The organism is Streptomyces griseus subsp. griseus, from assembly GCF_000720255.1.
Lineage (GTDB): Bacteria > Actinomycetota > Actinomycetes > Streptomycetales > Streptomycetaceae > Streptomyces > Streptomyces griseus_I.
On the sequence record NZ_JOJE01000055.1, the window covers coordinates 1 to 17416 of the forward strand.

Sequence of the window (17416 nt, forward strand, 5' to 3'; positions counted from 1 at the left end):
CGCCAACTCGAACAACTCGTCGCCCGCGCCGTGGCGAACTGGGCGTTCCGCACCCACCGCCGCAAGCCCCTCATCATCCCCGTCATCATCGACGCCTGAAACCACAGCCCGGCAGCACGATCCCGGTTCTTGGCCGCGGCCTCGCCGGCATCGACGCCGGGCACGGGGATCGGCAGCCACCCCAGCAGGCCGGGGTGGCAACGCACTCCACATGATGATCATCGGAAGGTGTCGGCCTGCGCGAGCCGTGGAAAAGGCCAGGTCAGCACCACTTTCTCGGCTTGCCGCGCAGCGTGCGGGCGCACAGAGCCTCAACGAGCGTCACGGCCGAGCGGCCTGTGCCTCCTGCTCAGGAAAGAATCGGCTGTGACAGCCGAGTGGGTGCGGCGGGGATCCGCCCCACCCACTCCAGGCGCAGGCTCGCTTACCGCCCGCACCACTTCTGCGGCCGCCATAAGGGATTCAAGCCCTCCAGCGATCGAGCCATCACGACGTCGAGAATTCGCGGAGTGCACGCGGCCTCGCGCCGACCTCCAAGCTCAGGGACCGTAGATGTCGGTGACTGCGCGCCACTGCGGGACAGCGGCGAGGCCCGTGGGGATGCGGATCATCTTCGGGTAGGTGCGCAGACCCCGGCCAGCAGTCCGTAGTCGATCCGTTGGCGATCTCGACGGCCTCGTTCTCTGAGGAGAACGCGGCGACTGTGACCACCGGGCCGAAGTTTTCCTCGGTCGCGATGCGCATGTTGCGGGTTTTCGGCCACCTGAGCGGGAGAGGCTGATGGACGAGCTCAACGCTCTGGGAGAGCCGGAGGCAAGGAAGTAGCGTCCAGCGGCTCCTGCATGCCGGCCACCATGCTGACGAAGCCGGTGCCCCGCCAACCGGCACACCGCGTCATTCCGAAGGAATGCGAAACTCGAATTCGGGACGGTCCCACGGCACGGCGGGCGGATTCGCGAACACGGTCCCGGTCCGCACCGCACCAACGCGGTGGTAGAAGTCCTCGGCGGGAAGATGCGACACGACCTTGAGGCGGTCGAGCCCGGCGGCACGGGCCTCGGACTGCATGTGCGCCACGAGCAGCCGTCCAATACCCCGTCCTTGCACTTCGTCGGCGACGAACAGCAGGTCGAGCTCCGGTGGCGCGAGGATGAGCGAGTAGAACCCGAGGACCCGGCCTCCATGCTCGTCAGCGCCGACGGCCACAAAGGCGCGGTGGGCCTCGATGTAATCAGGACCGACCCGGTAGCCCGCGACTGCGGCTGCGTACTTACCCTCGTAGGCGCCTGAGTCACGCACGAGCCGCGTGAGCCGTTTGGCATCCCGAGCGACGGCCCTTCGTATCGTGATCTGCTGGCTGATCGGAAAAGGGCGTGAACTCATCGGGAGAGTATTTCGCACCGGGGAGCGCCTTCGCACGGCGGGTCGGCTGCTCGGGCCCCGCGGCCACGATCAGCAGGATGGTCCTGCGGGGCGCGCGCGACGGTTCGGCCGGGGCGCGCGCCGGAGAGGTTCGCCGACGCGGCCACGGTCGGCGGGAGGCTCGACCGGGACCGGCCGTGCGACGCGCGGCCGGTCATGGGGCGCGAGAGCGAGTGTGTCGTTCGGGTCCGGGCTCGGGTTCGGGTCCGGCCCGAGCGAGCCCACGAGCTCCTCGGGCGTGGGACGGCCGACCGGATCCTTGGAGAGGCAGCGGCGACCAGCGACCGCAACTCCCCAGGCAGCGCGGAGAGATCCGCAGGCTCGTGCAGCGACCGGTACCTCAGCCCCATGGGCGTGCGGTGCCGAACGCGCTGCCTCCGGCCGCCGCGACGAATACGGCCCCGAGTGCGAACACATCGGCGGCACCGCCGATCTCGTCGCCTTGCGCCTGCTCCGGCGCGAGGTATCCGGAAGTGCCGAGGGCCGCCCCGGTGGCGGTCAGCCGGCTGGACTCCAGGGCCCGCGCGATGCCGAATTCGAGGACGCGTGGGCCGTCGTCGGCCATGATGATGTTGCCCGGCTTCAGATCCCGGTGTACGAGCCCGCAGGCGTGGACGGCTTGGAGCGCCTCGGCCAGCGCTGTCCCGAGAGACCTCAACTGCTCGTCATACATGGGGCCTTGGCGCTCGATCAGCTCGGCGAGCGTGGGCCCGGGGATGTACGCGGGGGCCAGCCAGGGCGCCTCCGCGCCGGGATCGGCGTCCACGACCGGAGCCGTGTGGAAACCGCCGACTCTGCGGGCGGCCTCGACCTCTGCGGGGAACCGTTCACGGAAGTGCGGGTCGGCCGCCAGTTCGGAGCGGGTCACCTTGACCGCGACGGCCCGACCGCGCCCGTGACCGGGCGAGGTAGATCGTTCCCATGCCGCCCGCGCCCAGTTCTCGCTCGACGGTGTAGACACCGATCCGCCGTGGCAGTTCCGCGCCGTTCTCCATCGCCTGCACGCCTCTCCCTGCGCACGGTCACCCGTACGTGAAGCCGTCCGGTACACCCCGGCCGATCTCCGGTCCCGCGTATCCGTCCAGCACGTAGACGAAGAAACCGCCCAGCAGTCCGGGAAGCAGGTCTCAGCCGCCGCGCCGCACTCGGGCCGCCTTGCGGGCCTCCGCGAGCTTGCGGGCCTCGCTGCTCTTGCGGGACGGCGACGGCCTGCCACCGGAACCGCTCTTCGCGTCCTTGGTGCTGCCCAGGCCGCCGAACGGGACGTTGTGGTTCTTGGAGCGCGGTACGGCCGACCCGCCGTCGAGCGGCTTTCCGGAGGGGGCCTTGGCGCCGGTGATCCGGCTTAGCTCCGCCTCGCCGGACCGCACTTTGGTGACCTTGGGGGCGACGTCGGCGTCCGCCATGACCTGGCTCGTCTCGCGGCGCTGTCCCGTCAGGACGAGTGTCACGACGGTGCCGGAGCGGCCGGCCCGAGCCGTGCGGCCCGCGCGGTGCAGATAGTCCTTCGGGTCGTTGGCCGGGTCGACGTTGACCACGAGGTCGAGGTCGTCGACGTGCAGGCCGCGTGCGGCGACGTTCGTCGCTACCAGCGCGGTGATCTGGCCGTTCTTGAACTGGGCCAGGGTCCGGGTTCGCTGCGGCTGGGACTTCCCGCTGTGCAGGGCGGCGGCGGCCACGCCGCTGGCCCGCAGATGCCGCGTGAGCTGGTCGACGCCGTGCTTGGTGTCCAGGAACAGTAGGACGCGGCCGTCCCGAGCGGCGATCTCCGTGGTCACGGCGTACCGGTCCGGGCCGTGCACGACGAAGACGTGGTGCTCGATCGCGGAGACGGCGCTGGACGAAGGGTCCACCGAATGGACGGCGGGGTCGCGCAGGTAGCGCTGCACCAGCTGGTCGACGTCGCCGTCGAGGGTGGCGGAGAACAGCATCCGCTGCCCGTCGGGACGCACCTGGTCCAGGATCCCGGTGACCTGCGGCAGGAACCCCATGTCACACATCTGGTCGGCCTCGTCCAGGACGGCGATGCGCACCCGTCCCAGTCGGCAGCCCTTGCGCTCGATGAGGTCGTGCAGCCGACCGGGCGTGGCGACGACGATCTCGGCGCCGTCCCGCAGCACGGCGGCCTGCCGTCCGATGGACGCGCCGCCCACCACGGTCGCAAGCCGCAGCCGCAGCGCCTCGACGTACGGGGTGAGCGCCTCACCGACCTGCTGCGCCAGCTCCCTCGTGGGCACCAGAACGAGCGCCAGCGGCTCTTTCGGCTGCGCGCGCTGCCCGGCCGTCCGGGCGAGCATCCCCAGGCCGAAGGCGAGCGTCTTGCCGGATCCTGTGCGGCCCCGGCCCAGCACGTCCCGTCCCGCGAGCGCGCTCGGCAGCGCCGCCGCCTGGATAGGGGAGGGCACGGTCACACCCTGCTCATCGAGCGCCCGCAAAACCTCGGCCGGCAACTCCAGCTGGGCGAAGGACGCCGCCGTGGGCACTGCCGAAGTGGCGCCCGACGCCTCGGACACATCGCCCTGCTGCCGGGCATCGGCACGTGTTGATTCGCTCATAGAGAGCCTTCCTCCGAAGGGACCGTACCGAGGAAGGCGCGGCAGGGACGCGGCCGCCGACCAGAGACACCCAACGGAGCTCCGACACAGCGACACAGCAAAAGCGCAACGCTAGCACGGGGCACACGGTCCGGGCCTCCCGTGCCGCGCCGCTCAGCCGAGGAACGACAGCCGGACCCGCCTGCGCGGAGCCATGTGGTGCCCCAGGAACTCCTCCGGCTAATTCGCTGATTCCCCCAGGTCAGCGGCCGATCAGGCCGAACTGTGACTCCCGGTGGAGCCCGAGCAGGGCTGAACACAGCGGCAAGCCCCCGGGCAGGCGCGTGCGAAGCACTTCAGTTGGCCGCGCCAACCGAACCAGTCGAACCCCGGAAAGATCAAATGAAGCCGTCAAGGACGCCTGGCCGGTACTGGAGGCGTTTGAGTCGGTTGCGGAGGAGCGCCTGCAGGCGGTCGAGGGCCATGACGGCGAGGTTGGCCAGGCTGCGTTTGACGTGCGCCCACACCCACTCGACCGGGTTCAGGTCGGGCGAGTAGGCAGGCAGCAGGAACACCGTCAACCACTCCCGCTGGTCGATCAACTGCCGCATCCTGGAGGAGACGTGGGTGTTCAGCCGGTCCCACACCAGGACGATCGGCGCCTTGACGAGCTGGTGGGCGCCGTCGATCAGCTCGATAAAGTCGCGCTCGCTCATGCTGCGGCGCTTGCCCTTGCCCGCCGGGTGAGAGATCAACCGGCGGCACAGGCGGGTCCGCGAGCCGGGCCGCATCGCGACCAGCCCGGCCACCGACAGGCGTCCCGAGCGCCGTCCGCTGACGGTCACGACCGGCGTGATGCCGCGCCGGCCCCAGGTGCGGGGCCCTGGGCGGTCATCGGGCGAAACCCGCCTCGTCCTCGAAGCAGATGTAGCCCCCGCAGGCCGCCCGGGCTCTTTTACCTCCGCCCAGGTCGCCTCCCTCCACACCTTCACGGCCTGCTCGTCCCGCTCGGCCACCCGCCGCGGGGGCACCTGCGGGCTGAAGCCGAGCCGGCGCATCAACCGAGTAGCACCCGTTTCACCGCTCCGGTGCGGAACGGGTGACCGCCGTCGTCGATCCGTAGCGTGCCCGAGCGGGGGCCCTGGGTCCATCTCAGTTCCAGGTACCAGCGCACCTCGCTCTTCGACGTGTGGGCGGTGACGTCCAGGACCAGGGGGGTCCCGGCGGACGCCTCGTACGGGAAGCCGCGGCTCGGGCTCACGGCGGGCTCGGGGGCGTCCAGGTCCACGGCGAACGGGTGCGGTGCGTCTGTGTCTTGACAGTCCGCGTAGGTGACTTCGGCGGGCGGGGCTTCGGCGGACAGTACCCGGACGTCCATGGCGGTCATGGTCACGGGGCCCTCTGCCGTGCTTCGCACCTTCAGGCGGAACGTCGTGGGACGGGTCCGAGTGCCGTCCGTCCGGGGGCAGTCGTCGTCGGACGGGACGACGGCCGCCGAAAGGGGGACGTTCCCCTCGGCCGCCCCGACCTCCTCGGTCGACGGGTCGGGCACCGTGATGGCCGGGACCGTCAGGTCCGGTACCGACTCGGCGCGGAACCGGTCGATGGCCAGCGCTCCGGAGGTGCTGAGGGCGACCACTGCGGCCCCCAGCAGGACGTACCGCGAGACGAGTTGGCGGGCTCGCGGCATCGGCTCCGCGACAGTCGGCGGACTCTGGACGACCGGTACCGGCGCGGGCACCGGCACCTCCGCACCCTCCGACGGGCTCGCCCCCCTCCCGCGCCGCGCCTCGTCCGCCACCGCCCATCGCCGGTGCAGCTCCAGCAGCTCCTCGGGGTCCGCCCGGCAGATCCGGCCGAAGCGTTCGACCGGGGCGAACTCGGCCGGCACCGAGTCACCGGTGCAATAGCGGTGCAACGTCGAGGTACTCAGGTGCAGCCGGCCCGCGAGAGCGCCGTAGCTGAGGCCCGCGCGCTCCTTCAGCGAGCGCAGCATCTCGCCCAGCCCCGCCGACGCATCGGCGTCCCTCACCGTCCCCACCCCACCCATACGTCCCACCCTGTGTCCCCTGCGGCCGCATCCCGCCTGGTCAGGGGATGCGGAACGTCCCAGCGTCCCGGGACGGCCGTCCGGGCTGGCCCGGAACGGACGTCCCGGGCAGGCTGCGATCACCAACCGGCGAGCCCGACAAGAGGATCATCACACATCTCGCCGGACGACTCGCGCGCGCACGCGCGGCCCTCCAGTCGACCGACCGATCCGCCCCAGGATGGAAATGATCACCGTCATACGCCAGACCCGCTCGTCCCGAAGATTCCTGATGCGCCGGCCGGCGATGGTGGCGAGAAGCACCGTGCTCGGTGTGCTCCTCGCCCTGCTGCTGTCCGTCTCCGGCGTCTTCCTCTCCGCCACCCCCGCCCGGGCGAACGACTACTACAGCAGCATCACCGAAGCCTCCGCGGCCAACGTCGACTGGATGTCACGCGTCCCGGACGGGACCAACCTCGCCTGGCTCTCGGTGCCCGGCACCCATGACAGCCTCGCGCTCTGCGGGGACACACCGGACCCGGACACGGGCCAGTGCTCGGGCATCGTCACCAGCATCACCCAGACGCAGGAGAACCACGGCTTCAGCGCGAAGACCCTGACCACCCAGTTCGACGCCGGCATCCGGGCGCTCGACATCCGGGTCCGGGTCGACAAGGGGGACGAGGGGCTGAAGTTCACCGTCCATCACGGCGCCACCTATCAGTACGCCAACTTCACCGACGTACTGAAGGCCACCTACGACTTCCTGAGCGACCACCCTGGCGAAACCGTCCTGATGAACCTTAAGGCGGAGTGCACCGGCTCCACCTTCTCCTGCAAGGACGCCGACGGGTTCGGGACCGACGAGTGGCGCAAGAAGATCTTCGACTCCTACCTGGACGGCCGCTCGTACACCGGGGACGGTGACAAGAGCACCCCGTCGACCGCCTGGCGCAACCTGTTCTGGGGCCCCTCGGTCACCGGAAAGAGCCAGTCGAGCCGCGTCCCGACGCTCGGCGAGGTACGCGGCAAGGTCGTGCTCCTCGGCTACCGGAACACCGGCGGCGGCATCTTCGGCGGCTACGGCCTCGAGCAGCCCTACCCGTCCGGCGGCTCCAACGAGGAGTACGTGCAGGACGACTTCGAGCTGTCCACCATCAGCGACATCGACGACAAGTGGGAGAAGGTCCGCGCGCACCTGCGCCGGACCAACGGCACCTGGGACGGCAGCCGCCCCGGTGAGAAGGACCACGAGTACGAGCAGGACGCGCTGTATCTGAACTACACCAGCGGCTCCGGGGCCGGCGTCCACCCCTACACGGTGGCGGGCGGCACCCCGACGGCGACCGGTGTGAACAACTTCCTCATCCAGTGTCTGCGCGCCGAGAAGGACCGGTGCCCGGAGTTCTACGCCGGACGCGACGACCGGTTCGGCGGGCGGTCCGACCTGGACCGTATGGGCGTCATGATGATGGACTTCCCCGGCGGCAAGCTGATCGACGCGATCATCGCCCGCAACTCCGTGACGCACACCGCCATCCGCGACGTCATGGTGGTCGGTGATTCCATCAGCCACGGGTACGAGGGCGACCACACCTGGCGCTACCGGCTGTGGGACTGGGCCAGGAGCAAGAAGTGGCCGGTCACCTTCGTCGGACCGTACCGGGGCACCGTGCAGCAGGCCGACGCGCAGCCGCCGCGGCCGCCGGTACTGGGCGAGAGCGGCGACGGCGAGCCCACGGAGCCAGGTCCGGGCGACCCGCGCGTCCAGGGCGAGTACGCCGGGGACGTGAATGCCGGGTTCTCCGCCGGCAGCTCGGCTCACTACGCCCTCTGGGGCCGTTCACTGACCCGGACCGTGCCGACCATCAAGCCGGTGATGCAGGAGCTGAAGGCCAAGGGCCGGACACCCGACCTGCTCCTGGTCGAGCTGGGCTTCAACGACATCGGCTGGTACGGGGCGGGCGCCGATCTGGTCGGCACCATGAAGAAGTTCGTGGACAACGCGCGGGCGGTCAACCCGGACGTGCGGATCGTCCTGGCCAACGTCCCCCAGCGGACCACCCTGGGCGACGCGAACCCCAACCTCCCCCAGCGCATCAGCGACTACAACGCGGCCCTCGCCAAGGCGGCCCCCGGCTGGAGCACCGGCGCCTCGCCGGTGGAGCTGGCCGACCTGAACAAGGCGATGGGCTGCGACCCGAAGGCGACGACCTGCGCCACCACCTACGACGGGCTGCACCCCAACGCCCTCGGTGAGTACCGCATCGCCCAGGCGTTCGGCACCGTGCTGCACAAGGAGTTCGGCATCGGCACCGCCGCGCCCGACGTACCGGACAGCGCACCCGGCCGGTCGCTCGCCACGCCGTCCGGCATGAAGTTCGACGGCACCCAGCAGGGCGTCACCGCCACTTGGAACAAGGTCTTCGGCGCCCACACCTACGACGTTCAGTGGCGTGACGTCACCACCGACTCGAAAGCGGACTGGCAGGACGTGGTGCCCGGCGTGAGCGCCCCGCGCTACGACATGTCCTGGCAGTTCACCGACCAGCCCTACGACGGCCACACCTACGAGGTGCGCGTCCGGGCGGTCGCCGGTGACGGTGCGGCCAACCGTTCCTCGTGGTCCTCGGCGGTCCGGGGCAAGGCGGCGCCGACGACGGCGGGGCGGCCGCCGGGGCTCACCGCGACGGCCGGCGCGGGCTCGATCGACGTGCGCTGGTCGGCGCCGACCGACTCCCACAGCGGCTCGATCGTCCGGTACGCGGTGTGGGTGTACGACAAGAGCACCCCGATGAACCACTCCCGGATCATCGGCTACCCAGCCTCCGCCCGCTCCGCCAGGATCACGGGGGTCACAGCGGGTCACGAGTACGTGATCCTGGTCTGCGCCTGGAACGCGTCGGGTGAGGGGAAGCCGAGCATGAGCGACACGGTGGTCCCGGGCTAGCGACCGGGTGAGCTGTCTGTGCCGAGCGCTCCGTTCGGGGATACGTTCCGGGTGGGACGCTCGGCCACAAGCATCGAGGAGAGCACAGCGTGGCGACCAGGCGGATGGACCATGTCGGCATCGTCGTCGAGGACATGGACGCCGCCGCCGCGATCTTCGAGGAACTCGGCATGGAGCTGGAGGACCGGGGAGAGGTGCGGCGCGGCTTCGCCGACCACAACGCCGGGCGGCGCCTCCTCCCGCATCGCGCAGAGGCACGACCGTAGCTGTCCCCTTGACAGCGGTCGGCCAGCATCCCGCACCAGCAGGATCCACAGCCGTTCCCGACGGCGCGCGGTCACAGGGTGACGGGGGAATCCGCCGACTTCGCCTCCGATCCTTGCCAGACAACGCTACGTCGCCCGCGAGATACACCAGGCCCTCCTCACACCCAGAAATCGATCCGCAGCACCAATGCCCGCTCGTTGACATCCATAGGGGCATCAAACTCGCGGTCCGCTATGAGGCGACCGTCCTCGTCGTGGCCATCAACGAGTGGCTGTGACCTCACACGCGCACCGCCTTTTCGTTAACCCGTTGCCCAGGAGTCAACCGGCCAGCTAGGTTCACCCAGCCGCCTGCATTGGTGCAGGCCGGCGCTGTCGACGAGGAGGTGTGGAGCACATGCGCAGGAGTGCCCAGGAGTTGAGCTCGCGTACTGACCTTTGCCACCTCCTCACGACGGAGACACCTTGTCCCTTCGCATCACCCCACTGACCGACCCCGCCCACGGGCCGCACGGCCGGCGTCTTGCCTGGTTGGCGTCGGACGCGGATTCCATCCCTGCCGGGACGGCCTTTCTGCGCCTGTTCGATGGCGGACAAGAGCACCTGGCCGAGCTCGACCTCCGTGTTCATCCCGCGGAGCGCCGCAAGGGCGTTGGCTCCCGGCTCCTCAACACCGCCGTGGCCACCGCCCGGGACAACGCCCGACGCTGCGTTGTCGCGCAGGCAGAAGCCGGATCGCCCGGCGACCACTTCCTGGCAGCGCGCGGTTTCCGGAAGGTCCTCACCTTGAGATTCACCCGCTTGCCACTGGCTGACCTGGATACCGCCGTCCTCGCCGAGATCATCGAGCGTCCGCATCCTGGCTACCGGCTGATGTCATGGCAGGGAACCGTCCCCGACGACCTCGCCCAGTCGTTCGCCACCTCACGCCGCGCCATGGACGACATGCCCATGGACGACACCGACTACGGCACCGTGACCTGGGACGTGGACCGCGTGCGGGCCGCGGCGAAGGCCGTCGCACAGCGCGGCGACCACCTGCACACCGTCGTCGCCATCGACGCCTCCAACGGCTCGATCGCCGGGTTCACCGAACTCGTCATCCCCGGCAACGGCGCAGGTGACGGCCAGCACTACGGCACCGGTGTGCTGCCCGAGCACCGTGGACACGGCCTCGGCCGATATATGAAGGCCGAGTCGATCCGACAGGCCCATAGGGACTATCCGGACCTCGGTGGCCTCCTGACCGACACCGCCGACAGCAACACGCACATGAGACAGATCAACGACCGTCTCGGCTACACACCCACGCACACGACACACCAGCATCAGCTCGACCTGTAGCAGGGAGCGGACGGGCCGGACCGGGGCATCACCCCGCCCGGCCTGTCCGCGCTTTCGATACACGCCCTAAGCTTGTCGTTCAACTCCCGGCGGCCATGAAACCAGCAGACACGGTTTCGGTATCTACGCGATCATGAGTTGATGACTGCCTTTTACCATGTGTGCTTCGTCGTGCCGGACATCGAAAAGGCTATGGAGGATCTCGGGACGTCCGTGGGGGCCGACTGGAGCGCGCCTGCAGACGATCGCCTTGGCGACTGGGATTATCGCATCGCCTTCACCCGCGGCGGACCGCCGTTCATAGAGCTGATCGAGGGGCCTGCCGGGAGTCCTTGGGATGCGTCGCAAGGGGCTCGGTTCGACCATCTGGGCTACTGGACAAGCTCTGTGCAGCGGGGTTCTCAGCGGCTGGAGGATGACGGTTTCGCCGCCGACTTCTCAGGCTGCCCCTATGGCCGGCCCTTCGCCTACCACCGCTTGGACAGTATCGGCGGCCGCGTCGAGCTGGTGGATGTGACACGGCAAGCGAGCTTCCTTCAGCATTGGCATAGCGATGGAGGCCCGATGCCTGTGATCGACGAGAACTGACAGCAGGGGCCTCGGGGGCGCTGGTGTTCGGACGTCTCGCCATCCGGCTGTTGCAACACACTCATCTCCATGGCCCCGGTCTGATCGCGTGCGTCCTTGGTCGGAGCACAGGATCAAGCCGGGGCCACCCGCATGTCCGGCGAACGCCCAGGTGAGCGTCCGAGTTCGAGTCGCGTTTCGGACCGGTACTTCAAACGACAAGCTAAGGGGCCGCGCCCATGAACGCCGGTCCGGCCGGCCCAAGGCGACCGGATACAGTGCGCGAGAAGGCAGCCTGGGCAGGGAGGGCAAGCGTGACCGACACCAGCAACACCCGGCATGCCGAGAGTGAAGCGCAAGCGCCGCGGAAGAGCCGACTGCGCCGCCTGATGCGCTACATCCCCCTGATCGCCCCCGTCCTGCTGTGGGCCGTGCCCTGCTGGGTGCTCCTGTACACCGGCCAGCACTGGCCGCTGCCCGTCACGCTGGTCGGCACCTTTCTGTTCGTCCTCGGCCTCGTCGGTATGCCGCTGGCGATGATGCGCGGGCACGGCCGGCGCCAGCAGGATCGGGTGGCGATCGTCGGCGACACCCTGCTTGGGACCAGCTGGATTCTGTTCGCCTGGTCCGTTCTGCTCGGCGTCCTCCTGCGGCTCGCCCTGACCGCGGCCGGCGTCGGCGAGAGCCAGGAACGGGCCCGAATCGTCACCTGGGCCGTCCTCGGCGTAACCGCCGTACTGCTCGCCTGGGGCTACGCCGAGGCCCGCCGCGTGCCGCGCGTGCGCCAACTCGACGTGCAACTCCCGCGACTGGGTGCCGGCTTGGACGGCGTCCGCGTCGTCCTCATCACCGACACCCACTACGGCCCGCTCGATCGCGCGCGCTGGTCGGCACGGATGTGCGAGACGGTGAACACCCTGGAAGCCGACCTGGTCTGCCACACCGGCGACATCGCGGACGGCACGGCCGAACGCCGCCGCGCCCAGGCCGCCCCACTCGGTACCGTGCGGGCCACCCGGGCCCGTGTGTACGTCACCGGCAACCACGAGTACTACAGCGAGGCCCAGGGCTGGGTCGACCTGATGGACGAGCTGGGCTGGGAGCCGCTCCGCAACCGCCACCTGTTGCTCGAACACGGAGGCGACACCCTCGTGGTCGCCGGCGTGGACGACGTCACCGCCGAGTCCTCCGGCCTGGCAGGCCACCGCGCCCACCTCGCCGGAGCCCTGAACGGCGCCGACCCTGACTTGCCCGTCCTGCTCCTGGCACACCAGCCCAAGTTCGTCGACCGGGCGGCAGCCGCCGGCATCGACCTCCAACTTTCCGGCCACACCCACGGCGGCCAGATCTGGCCCTTCCACCACCTGGTCCGCATCGACCAGCCCGCCCTCGCCGGCCTCAGCCACCACGGCACCCGCACCCTCCTCTACACCAGCCGCGGCACCGGCTTCTGGGGCCCGCCGTTCCGCGTCTTCGCCCCCAGCGAGATCACCCTGCTCGTGCTCCGCTCCCCCCACTTGCCCACCTCGCCGTAGCGCCAGGTGTGCCATCTCATGACATTGGTTCCTCGCTGTCAGGCTCGGCGGGCATGGGACGTGAGGCGATCGGCGAGCGCGATGACGAGGTCGCGCAGTTCATCAGGGCGCTCGATGACGAACGGCCGGTCGAGTGAGGCGAGTACCAGAGGCAACCAGTCGAGCCGCTCCGCCCGCAGCTCGACGCGCAGCCAGCGCTCGGTCGCCAGGTCCTCGCCCGCCGCACGCTCGTGCTCCTCCAGGCTCGCGACGCCGGCCGGAAGGTGGGCGCGGATCTGCTCAACTGTCCCGTGGATCCGCAAGGTCACCTCATGCCGGTACTCGGCCGTGGCGAACCCTGACAACACGCGCTGTGCCGGACCCGGCCCCACGGGCGCTTCGAATGAGCCCGGCAGGGTCCGCGCGTCTGCGACGCGATCGAGCCGGAAGGTCCGGTCCTCGCCGACCCGGGCGTCCTTGCCCGTGACGTACCACCGGCCCGCATGGGCGACGATCCCGTACGCGTGCAGCGTGCGTTCGCTGCGCCGTCCCTCGCGGTCGGTGTAGCGGATCGAGACCGGCCGGCGATGGCGCACCGCGTCGGCGATGGTGAGCAGGACCCCGGCCTCCGGGGTGTCGAACTCGCCGGGATGGTCCGTGAAGGCGAGAGCTTCCAGGAGTGTGTCGAGCCGGCGGGCGATGTGCTTGGGCAGTACCCGCCGGATCTTCGCCGATGCCGTCTCGCTCGCAGTGTGCTCCGTCGTCGTCAGCCCCGCCCGGCGGCCGGCGACCAGGCCGAGCAGCACGGCCAGCGCCTCGTCGTCGCTGAGCATGAGCGGAGGCAAGCGGTACCCGGGAGCGAGCCGGTACCCGCCGTAGCGGCCGCGCACCGATTCCACGGGCACGTCGAGGTCGATCAGATGGTCCACGTACCGGCGCACGGTGCGTCCTTCGACGCCGAGCCGGTCGGCGAGTTCGGCCACCGTCCGGGTGCCGCCCGACTGCAGCAGTTCCAGGAGTGTCAGCACGCGGCCGGTGGGTCGAGGCATGTTCGCAGCCTAACGCAAATAGAGGACCGATTCTGTCCACTATTTCTCCTAGCCTGCGACGTGTACGCCTCCAGCACAGCCAAGGAGATTCCCATGAACTTCGTCTCGATCCGCATCATCACCGGCGACGTAGCGCGCCTTGTCGACTTCTACGAGCGAGCCACAGGGGCGCGGGCGACGTGGGCCAACGAAGACTTCGCCGAACTCAAGACCGCGGGCGCCACCCTCGCGATCGGCAGCACCCGCACCGTCCCGCTGTTCGCCCCGGGCTCCGCCCGCCCGGCGGACAACCACAGCGTGATCACCGAGTTCCTCGTCGACGACGTGGACCGCGTTCACCAGAACCTGACCGGCTTCGTCACCGACTTCGTCAACGAGCCCACCACGATGCCCTGGGGCAACCGGTCGCTGCTGTTCCGTGACCCCGACGGCAACCTCGTCAACTTCTTCACCCCCGTCACCCCGGCGGCCATCGAAAAGTTCGCACGCTGACGCACGCACAGCCGCTCACGCGGGAGCCCTGAGATCCCAGGGTGTGTGCGACCCGCCCCGTCTTCGCCACCCGGGCCCGCTTCCCCGAAGCCGACGAGATTGTGGTCGACCGGCCACACCGCTACCTCATCCCCGTGCGCCGACGCATGGCTGCCCCAGGAGCAGGAACCGACGCCCGGCTCACCCTCTCCGGCCACGGAGCGGTCGACGCGGTCCGCAGCCGGTCCGGGTGCTGGAGGCGGGCCGATCGACCGGGCGCTGAGCGAGGGGCCTGGCAGTGACGGAAGTCAGTAGAGGCCTTCTCTCCCGCTCTGTTACGGTCCTGTGGCCGGCCGCGGGACTCCGGTGCGACTTCCGGAACCTGCCTATGAAGCAATGATTCGCAGCTCGTGCCCCCATTCCCCGGCCGGCATCGCACCCATGAGGAAGATTCGGATGGATTCGTACGGGGACCTCATCGCGGCTGACGATGTGCTGCTCTTCGTCAACGCGGCGATCACCTCCACCGGCCAGCGTGAGTTCCACAGCGACGCGGGCGAGCAACGACTGTCCTTGGACTTTCTCCATGCGTACATGCTGGGTAACTACCGTGACCTCTACGCCGGAGTCCTTGCCCTCGACATCAACGACTACAACGCGGTGCTCATCGTCCGGCGTCTGCTGGAGACCACCAATGAGGCCACCGCCGGCCAGCGTCGCAGCGAGGGCCGTCTGATCGCGGCCCGTCTGGCGATGCTGCCGCCGCAACGCGTGTACCGGCTGTTCGACGCACTGCGCCGGGCCAGGGTGAACAACCGCCGCACCCGCGCGATCATGCGTGACTGGCTGTCCGCCCGCCCGGACCTGGCATTCGATGCCGTGAAGTACCGCAGCGGGCTCAAGCGGGCGCTTCGCCACGCACACCTGGCCCCCGGCCACGCACACCTGGCCCCCTCCGCCGAAGAACTGGGACCGTTCGTCTTCGCGCCGCTGACCCGCAAGCGCTATGCGACACCCCTCCTGGAGACATGGCGCCGCGCGCACTACGAGAAGGCTGCGCTGTACGAGCTGCCCTTCACGGCTGCCGAGGGTTTCGCCGCCAAGCACGGCATCCCCCGGGACGTCTTCCTGCAGCGCATAGCTCCACGCATGACCCGCCTGGAAACCCTGCGGCTGCAGGAGTCCGCGCACCAGCGCGGGGCCACAGATGTACAAGCGGACCTGACCCGAATGCCCCTGACCAGACTGGCCGCCTATGTGCTGTCGTTGCCGGTCGAAGACCGCCTGCGCCGACGCCATGAGCTGACCCACGCCCTGGAATCGGCCGCAGGTCGGGCGGCCGGCTCACACAGGGCGAGCTGGGGCAAGGTCACCGCCGTCCTGGACGACAGCTTCTCCGCCTTCGGCTCAGCTCACAAGCGTCGTCGACCGCTGGCCGTGGCCCTTGCCTGCCACTACCTGCTCGCAGCCCTTGCCGGCGACTACACCGGGTTGTGGACATCGGGGCGGACCGACGCTCTGCTGACCTACCCGTACGGGCCGACGCCGCTGGGGCGGCGGATCCTCGACGCGCTGGACACCACCCCGTCCAGGCTGGTGATCGTCTCCGACGGATGGGACAACGCACCCCCCGGCCTGGCGGCCGAAGTGCTGCGCATCTGGCGGACCCGGCTCGACCCCGAGCGTCGCACCAGCATCGTGCACGTCAACCCCGTCTACGACGCGGCCGACTTCGACGTGCGCCGACTGACCGCGACGGTGCCCACCGCGGGCATCCGTGACGCCGAGGACCTTCCCCCGCTGGTGGAACTCGCCCAGTTCACGGAAGGCCGGACCGGTCTGGCCGAACTGAGCACTTACATGGACACCCGTGCGGCCCGCATGCTGAGCGGCCACAACCACGAGCAGGCGCGATGACCACGCTGGACCTGACCGGACTGGAATCTCGCCCCTCCCAGGTCTGGGGCGCCGTCCGTCTGGTGCCGCTCGTACGTGACGAACCTGTCGACGATCTCCGTCTACGCCCGGAGCTCTACGGCGATGTGGCAGGTCTGGTCCAGGTCGGCCCACGCCATGCCTACGTCTCCTACATCCCGCACGGATTCGTCGCCACGTGGACCAATGACAGTACGCCGGCAGCGGCCTACGGCACCCAGATGTCCGCCGACGGCAATGCGGCTCCCGCTGCCACGATGGGCCTGCGTTTCCACCACAGAATGGCCCGTCGCCAGGCCAAGAACCGGCTGCGGTTCCTGCCCATGCACCTGGCGCTGGAAGGCTACCTGGCACTGCACTTCGGCGGTCCCTCGATCGCCTGGGAGGAGTGGTCGCAGCGTGCGATCCGCCAAGGGCTCTCCCCTCGCGTCGAAGAAGCGTACGTGGGCACCGAAGTACACGGACTCGGCGACGCACTGCGCATCTTCGAGATCCACCCCAACCAGTGCGGCGTGATGCTCTACGTAGCCGACGCACTCGCGGCCGTGTTCGCGGTCCCGCATCCCGACGACTACCGCGCGCTCCACCCGACCCTCCTGCAGGACCTGTACGGCGAACTGATCCACCACTACGCCACGCTCATGCCGCCGGTGCGGGAGTTCCGGGCGCGCATCCCTGACGCACAGATCCGCTCCCTGGCCCACCTGCGCACGGCAGTTGCCGACCAGGAACGCACCTGGACGCATTTCCACGACACGACCATGGCCACTGGACTGCTGGAGCACACGTACACCTGGCAGACGGTTCACCGGATGGAACGCTTCACTCTCTCCCGCTTCCTGCCGACGTTCCGTCCCAAGCAGGAGAACCACATCGGTGAGGCCATCACCGACGACAGGGGCAGGATCGCCTACCTCAAGACGTTTCGGCTGTCGGAGAACCAGGTCCGTCGCGGCCACCTTCTCAGCCGACTGGCAGCCAAGAGCTGGCATCTGGCGGACACCGCAGTTGACTTGGGTATCGATGAGGCTCAACTGGGCCTGCGGCTGGAGTCCGCGGGCTTCGGCTTCCTGCTCCGCCAGGATGTCCTGGACGCATACCGCAAGCAGGAACGAACCCGGGATCAACGGTGAGTGAGCGCGCCGCCTGCGGTTGACGATCCGTGGCGGGTACCCGTGGCCCCGGCCGGTAGCCGGCCGACGGCAGTCTGCTCCGCGTCTTCGACGCTCCGAATCGCGGTCCGACCCAGCCTGCCTGTCAGGCGTCTCTGGCCAGTTGCTTGCGGCTCGTCATCATCTCTTTGGGGCGGCCCTTCCGTCTGCTGGGGGGCAGGGT

At 69.4% G+C, this 17416-nt stretch carries 13 protein-coding genes and 2 pseudogenes; 8 read left to right on the forward strand and 7 right to left on the reverse strand.

Annotation, left to right across the window (positions count from 1 at the left end; genetic code table 11):
• Positions 1 to 486: 486 nt before the first annotated feature.
• The 6 genes and pseudogenes from IG99_RS51830 to IG99_RS50970 all read right to left on the reverse strand — a co-directional run bounded on the left by IG99_RS51830 (position 487) and on the right by IG99_RS50970 (position 6006).
• A complete protein-coding gene (locus tag IG99_RS51830) occupies positions 487 to 744 on the reverse strand; it encodes an aldehyde dehydrogenase family protein (protein ID WP_107056141.1) in 258 nt (85 codons plus the stop codon).
• A 150-nt stretch (positions 745 to 894) separates the two neighbouring features.
• On the reverse strand, positions 895 to 1383 hold the full coding sequence (locus tag IG99_RS39485) for a GNAT family N-acetyltransferase (protein WP_078948191.1): 489 nt from the start codon (positions 1381 to 1383) through the stop codon (positions 895 to 897).
• Positions 1384 to 1762: 379 nt separating this feature from the next.
• Complete coding sequence (locus IG99_RS39490; protein WP_394298075.1) at positions 1763 to 2290, reverse strand: serine/threonine-protein kinase; 528 nt, start codon at positions 2288 to 2290, stop codon at positions 1763 to 1765.
• 259 nt (positions 2291 to 2549) lie between these two features.
• Positions 2550 to 3977, reverse strand: a complete 1428-nt coding sequence (locus tag IG99_RS39495; RefSeq protein ID WP_037683076.1) for a DEAD/DEAH box helicase — start codon at positions 3975 to 3977, stop codon at positions 2550 to 2552.
• A gap of 377 nt (positions 3978 to 4354) precedes the next feature.
• Positions 4355 to 5032 (reverse strand): annotated as a pseudogene (locus IG99_RS46775) (IS630 family transposase); the annotation flags it as partial.
• Complete coding sequence (locus IG99_RS50970) at positions 5014 to 6006, reverse strand: helix-turn-helix domain-containing protein (protein ID WP_158973336.1); 993 nt, start codon at positions 6004 to 6006, stop codon at positions 5014 to 5016. The gene IG99_RS50970 and the pseudogene IG99_RS46775, both read right to left, overlap by 19 nt.
• Before the next feature lie 226 nt (positions 6007 to 6232).
• Between IG99_RS50970 and IG99_RS39510 the strand changes: the two genes are divergently transcribed.
• The 5 genes and pseudogenes from IG99_RS39510 (at position 6233) to IG99_RS39525 (ending at position 12647) form a co-directional block, all read left to right on the forward strand.
• Positions 6233 to 8935 (forward strand): phosphatidylinositol-specific phospholipase C domain-containing protein, encoded by a 2703-nt coding sequence (locus IG99_RS39510; protein WP_037683078.1) that lies wholly within the window; start codon positions 6233 to 6235, stop codon positions 8933 to 8935.
• An 89-nt stretch (positions 8936 to 9024) separates the two neighbouring features.
• Positions 9025 to 9162, forward strand: a pseudogene (locus IG99_RS46785) (VOC family protein); the annotation flags it as partial.
• 504 nt (positions 9163 to 9666) lie between these two features.
• Entirely contained in the window at positions 9667 to 10545 is an 879-nt protein-coding gene (locus IG99_RS39515) for a GNAT family N-acetyltransferase (protein ID WP_037683080.1), read from the forward strand.
• Positions 10546 to 10686: 141 nt separating this feature from the next.
• Positions 10687 to 11133: a VOC family protein gene (locus IG99_RS39520; protein WP_037683082.1), complete on the forward strand. Its 447-nt coding sequence runs from the start codon at positions 10687 to 10689 to the stop codon at positions 11131 to 11133.
• Positions 11134 to 11426: 293 nt separating this feature from the next.
• Positions 11427 to 12647 (forward strand): metallophosphoesterase, encoded by a 1221-nt coding sequence (locus IG99_RS39525; protein ID WP_037683085.1) that lies wholly within the window; start codon positions 11427 to 11429, stop codon positions 12645 to 12647.
• A gap of 38 nt (positions 12648 to 12685) precedes the next feature.
• Here IG99_RS39525 and IG99_RS39530 read toward each other — a convergent pair whose 3' ends face one another.
• Complete coding sequence (locus IG99_RS39530) at positions 12686 to 13675, reverse strand: helix-turn-helix transcriptional regulator (RefSeq protein ID WP_037683086.1); 990 nt, start codon at positions 13673 to 13675, stop codon at positions 12686 to 12688.
• Positions 13676 to 13768: 93 nt separating this feature from the next.
• Here IG99_RS39530 and IG99_RS39535 point away from each other — a divergent pair, with 93 nt between their 5' ends.
• From IG99_RS39535 to IG99_RS39545, 3 genes are all read left to right on the forward strand, one after another.
• Positions 13769 to 14167 carry a VOC family protein gene (locus tag IG99_RS39535; RefSeq protein ID WP_037683087.1) on the forward strand — a complete coding sequence of 133 codons (399 nt, stop codon included), beginning with the start codon at positions 13769 to 13771 and terminating at the stop codon, positions 14165 to 14167.
• A 435-nt stretch (positions 14168 to 14602) separates the two neighbouring features.
• Complete coding sequence (locus IG99_RS39540) at positions 14603 to 16063, forward strand: cytochrome P450 family protein (protein WP_037683088.1); 1461 nt, start codon at positions 14603 to 14605, stop codon at positions 16061 to 16063.
• Positions 16060 to 17214 carry an ARPP-2 domain-containing protein gene (locus IG99_RS39545; RefSeq protein WP_037683089.1) on the forward strand — a complete coding sequence of 385 codons (1155 nt, stop codon included), beginning with the start codon at positions 16060 to 16062 and terminating at the stop codon, positions 17212 to 17214. The genes IG99_RS39540 and IG99_RS39545 overlap by 4 nt, the downstream gene beginning before the upstream one ends.
• Positions 17215 to 17416 lie beyond the last annotated feature (202 nt).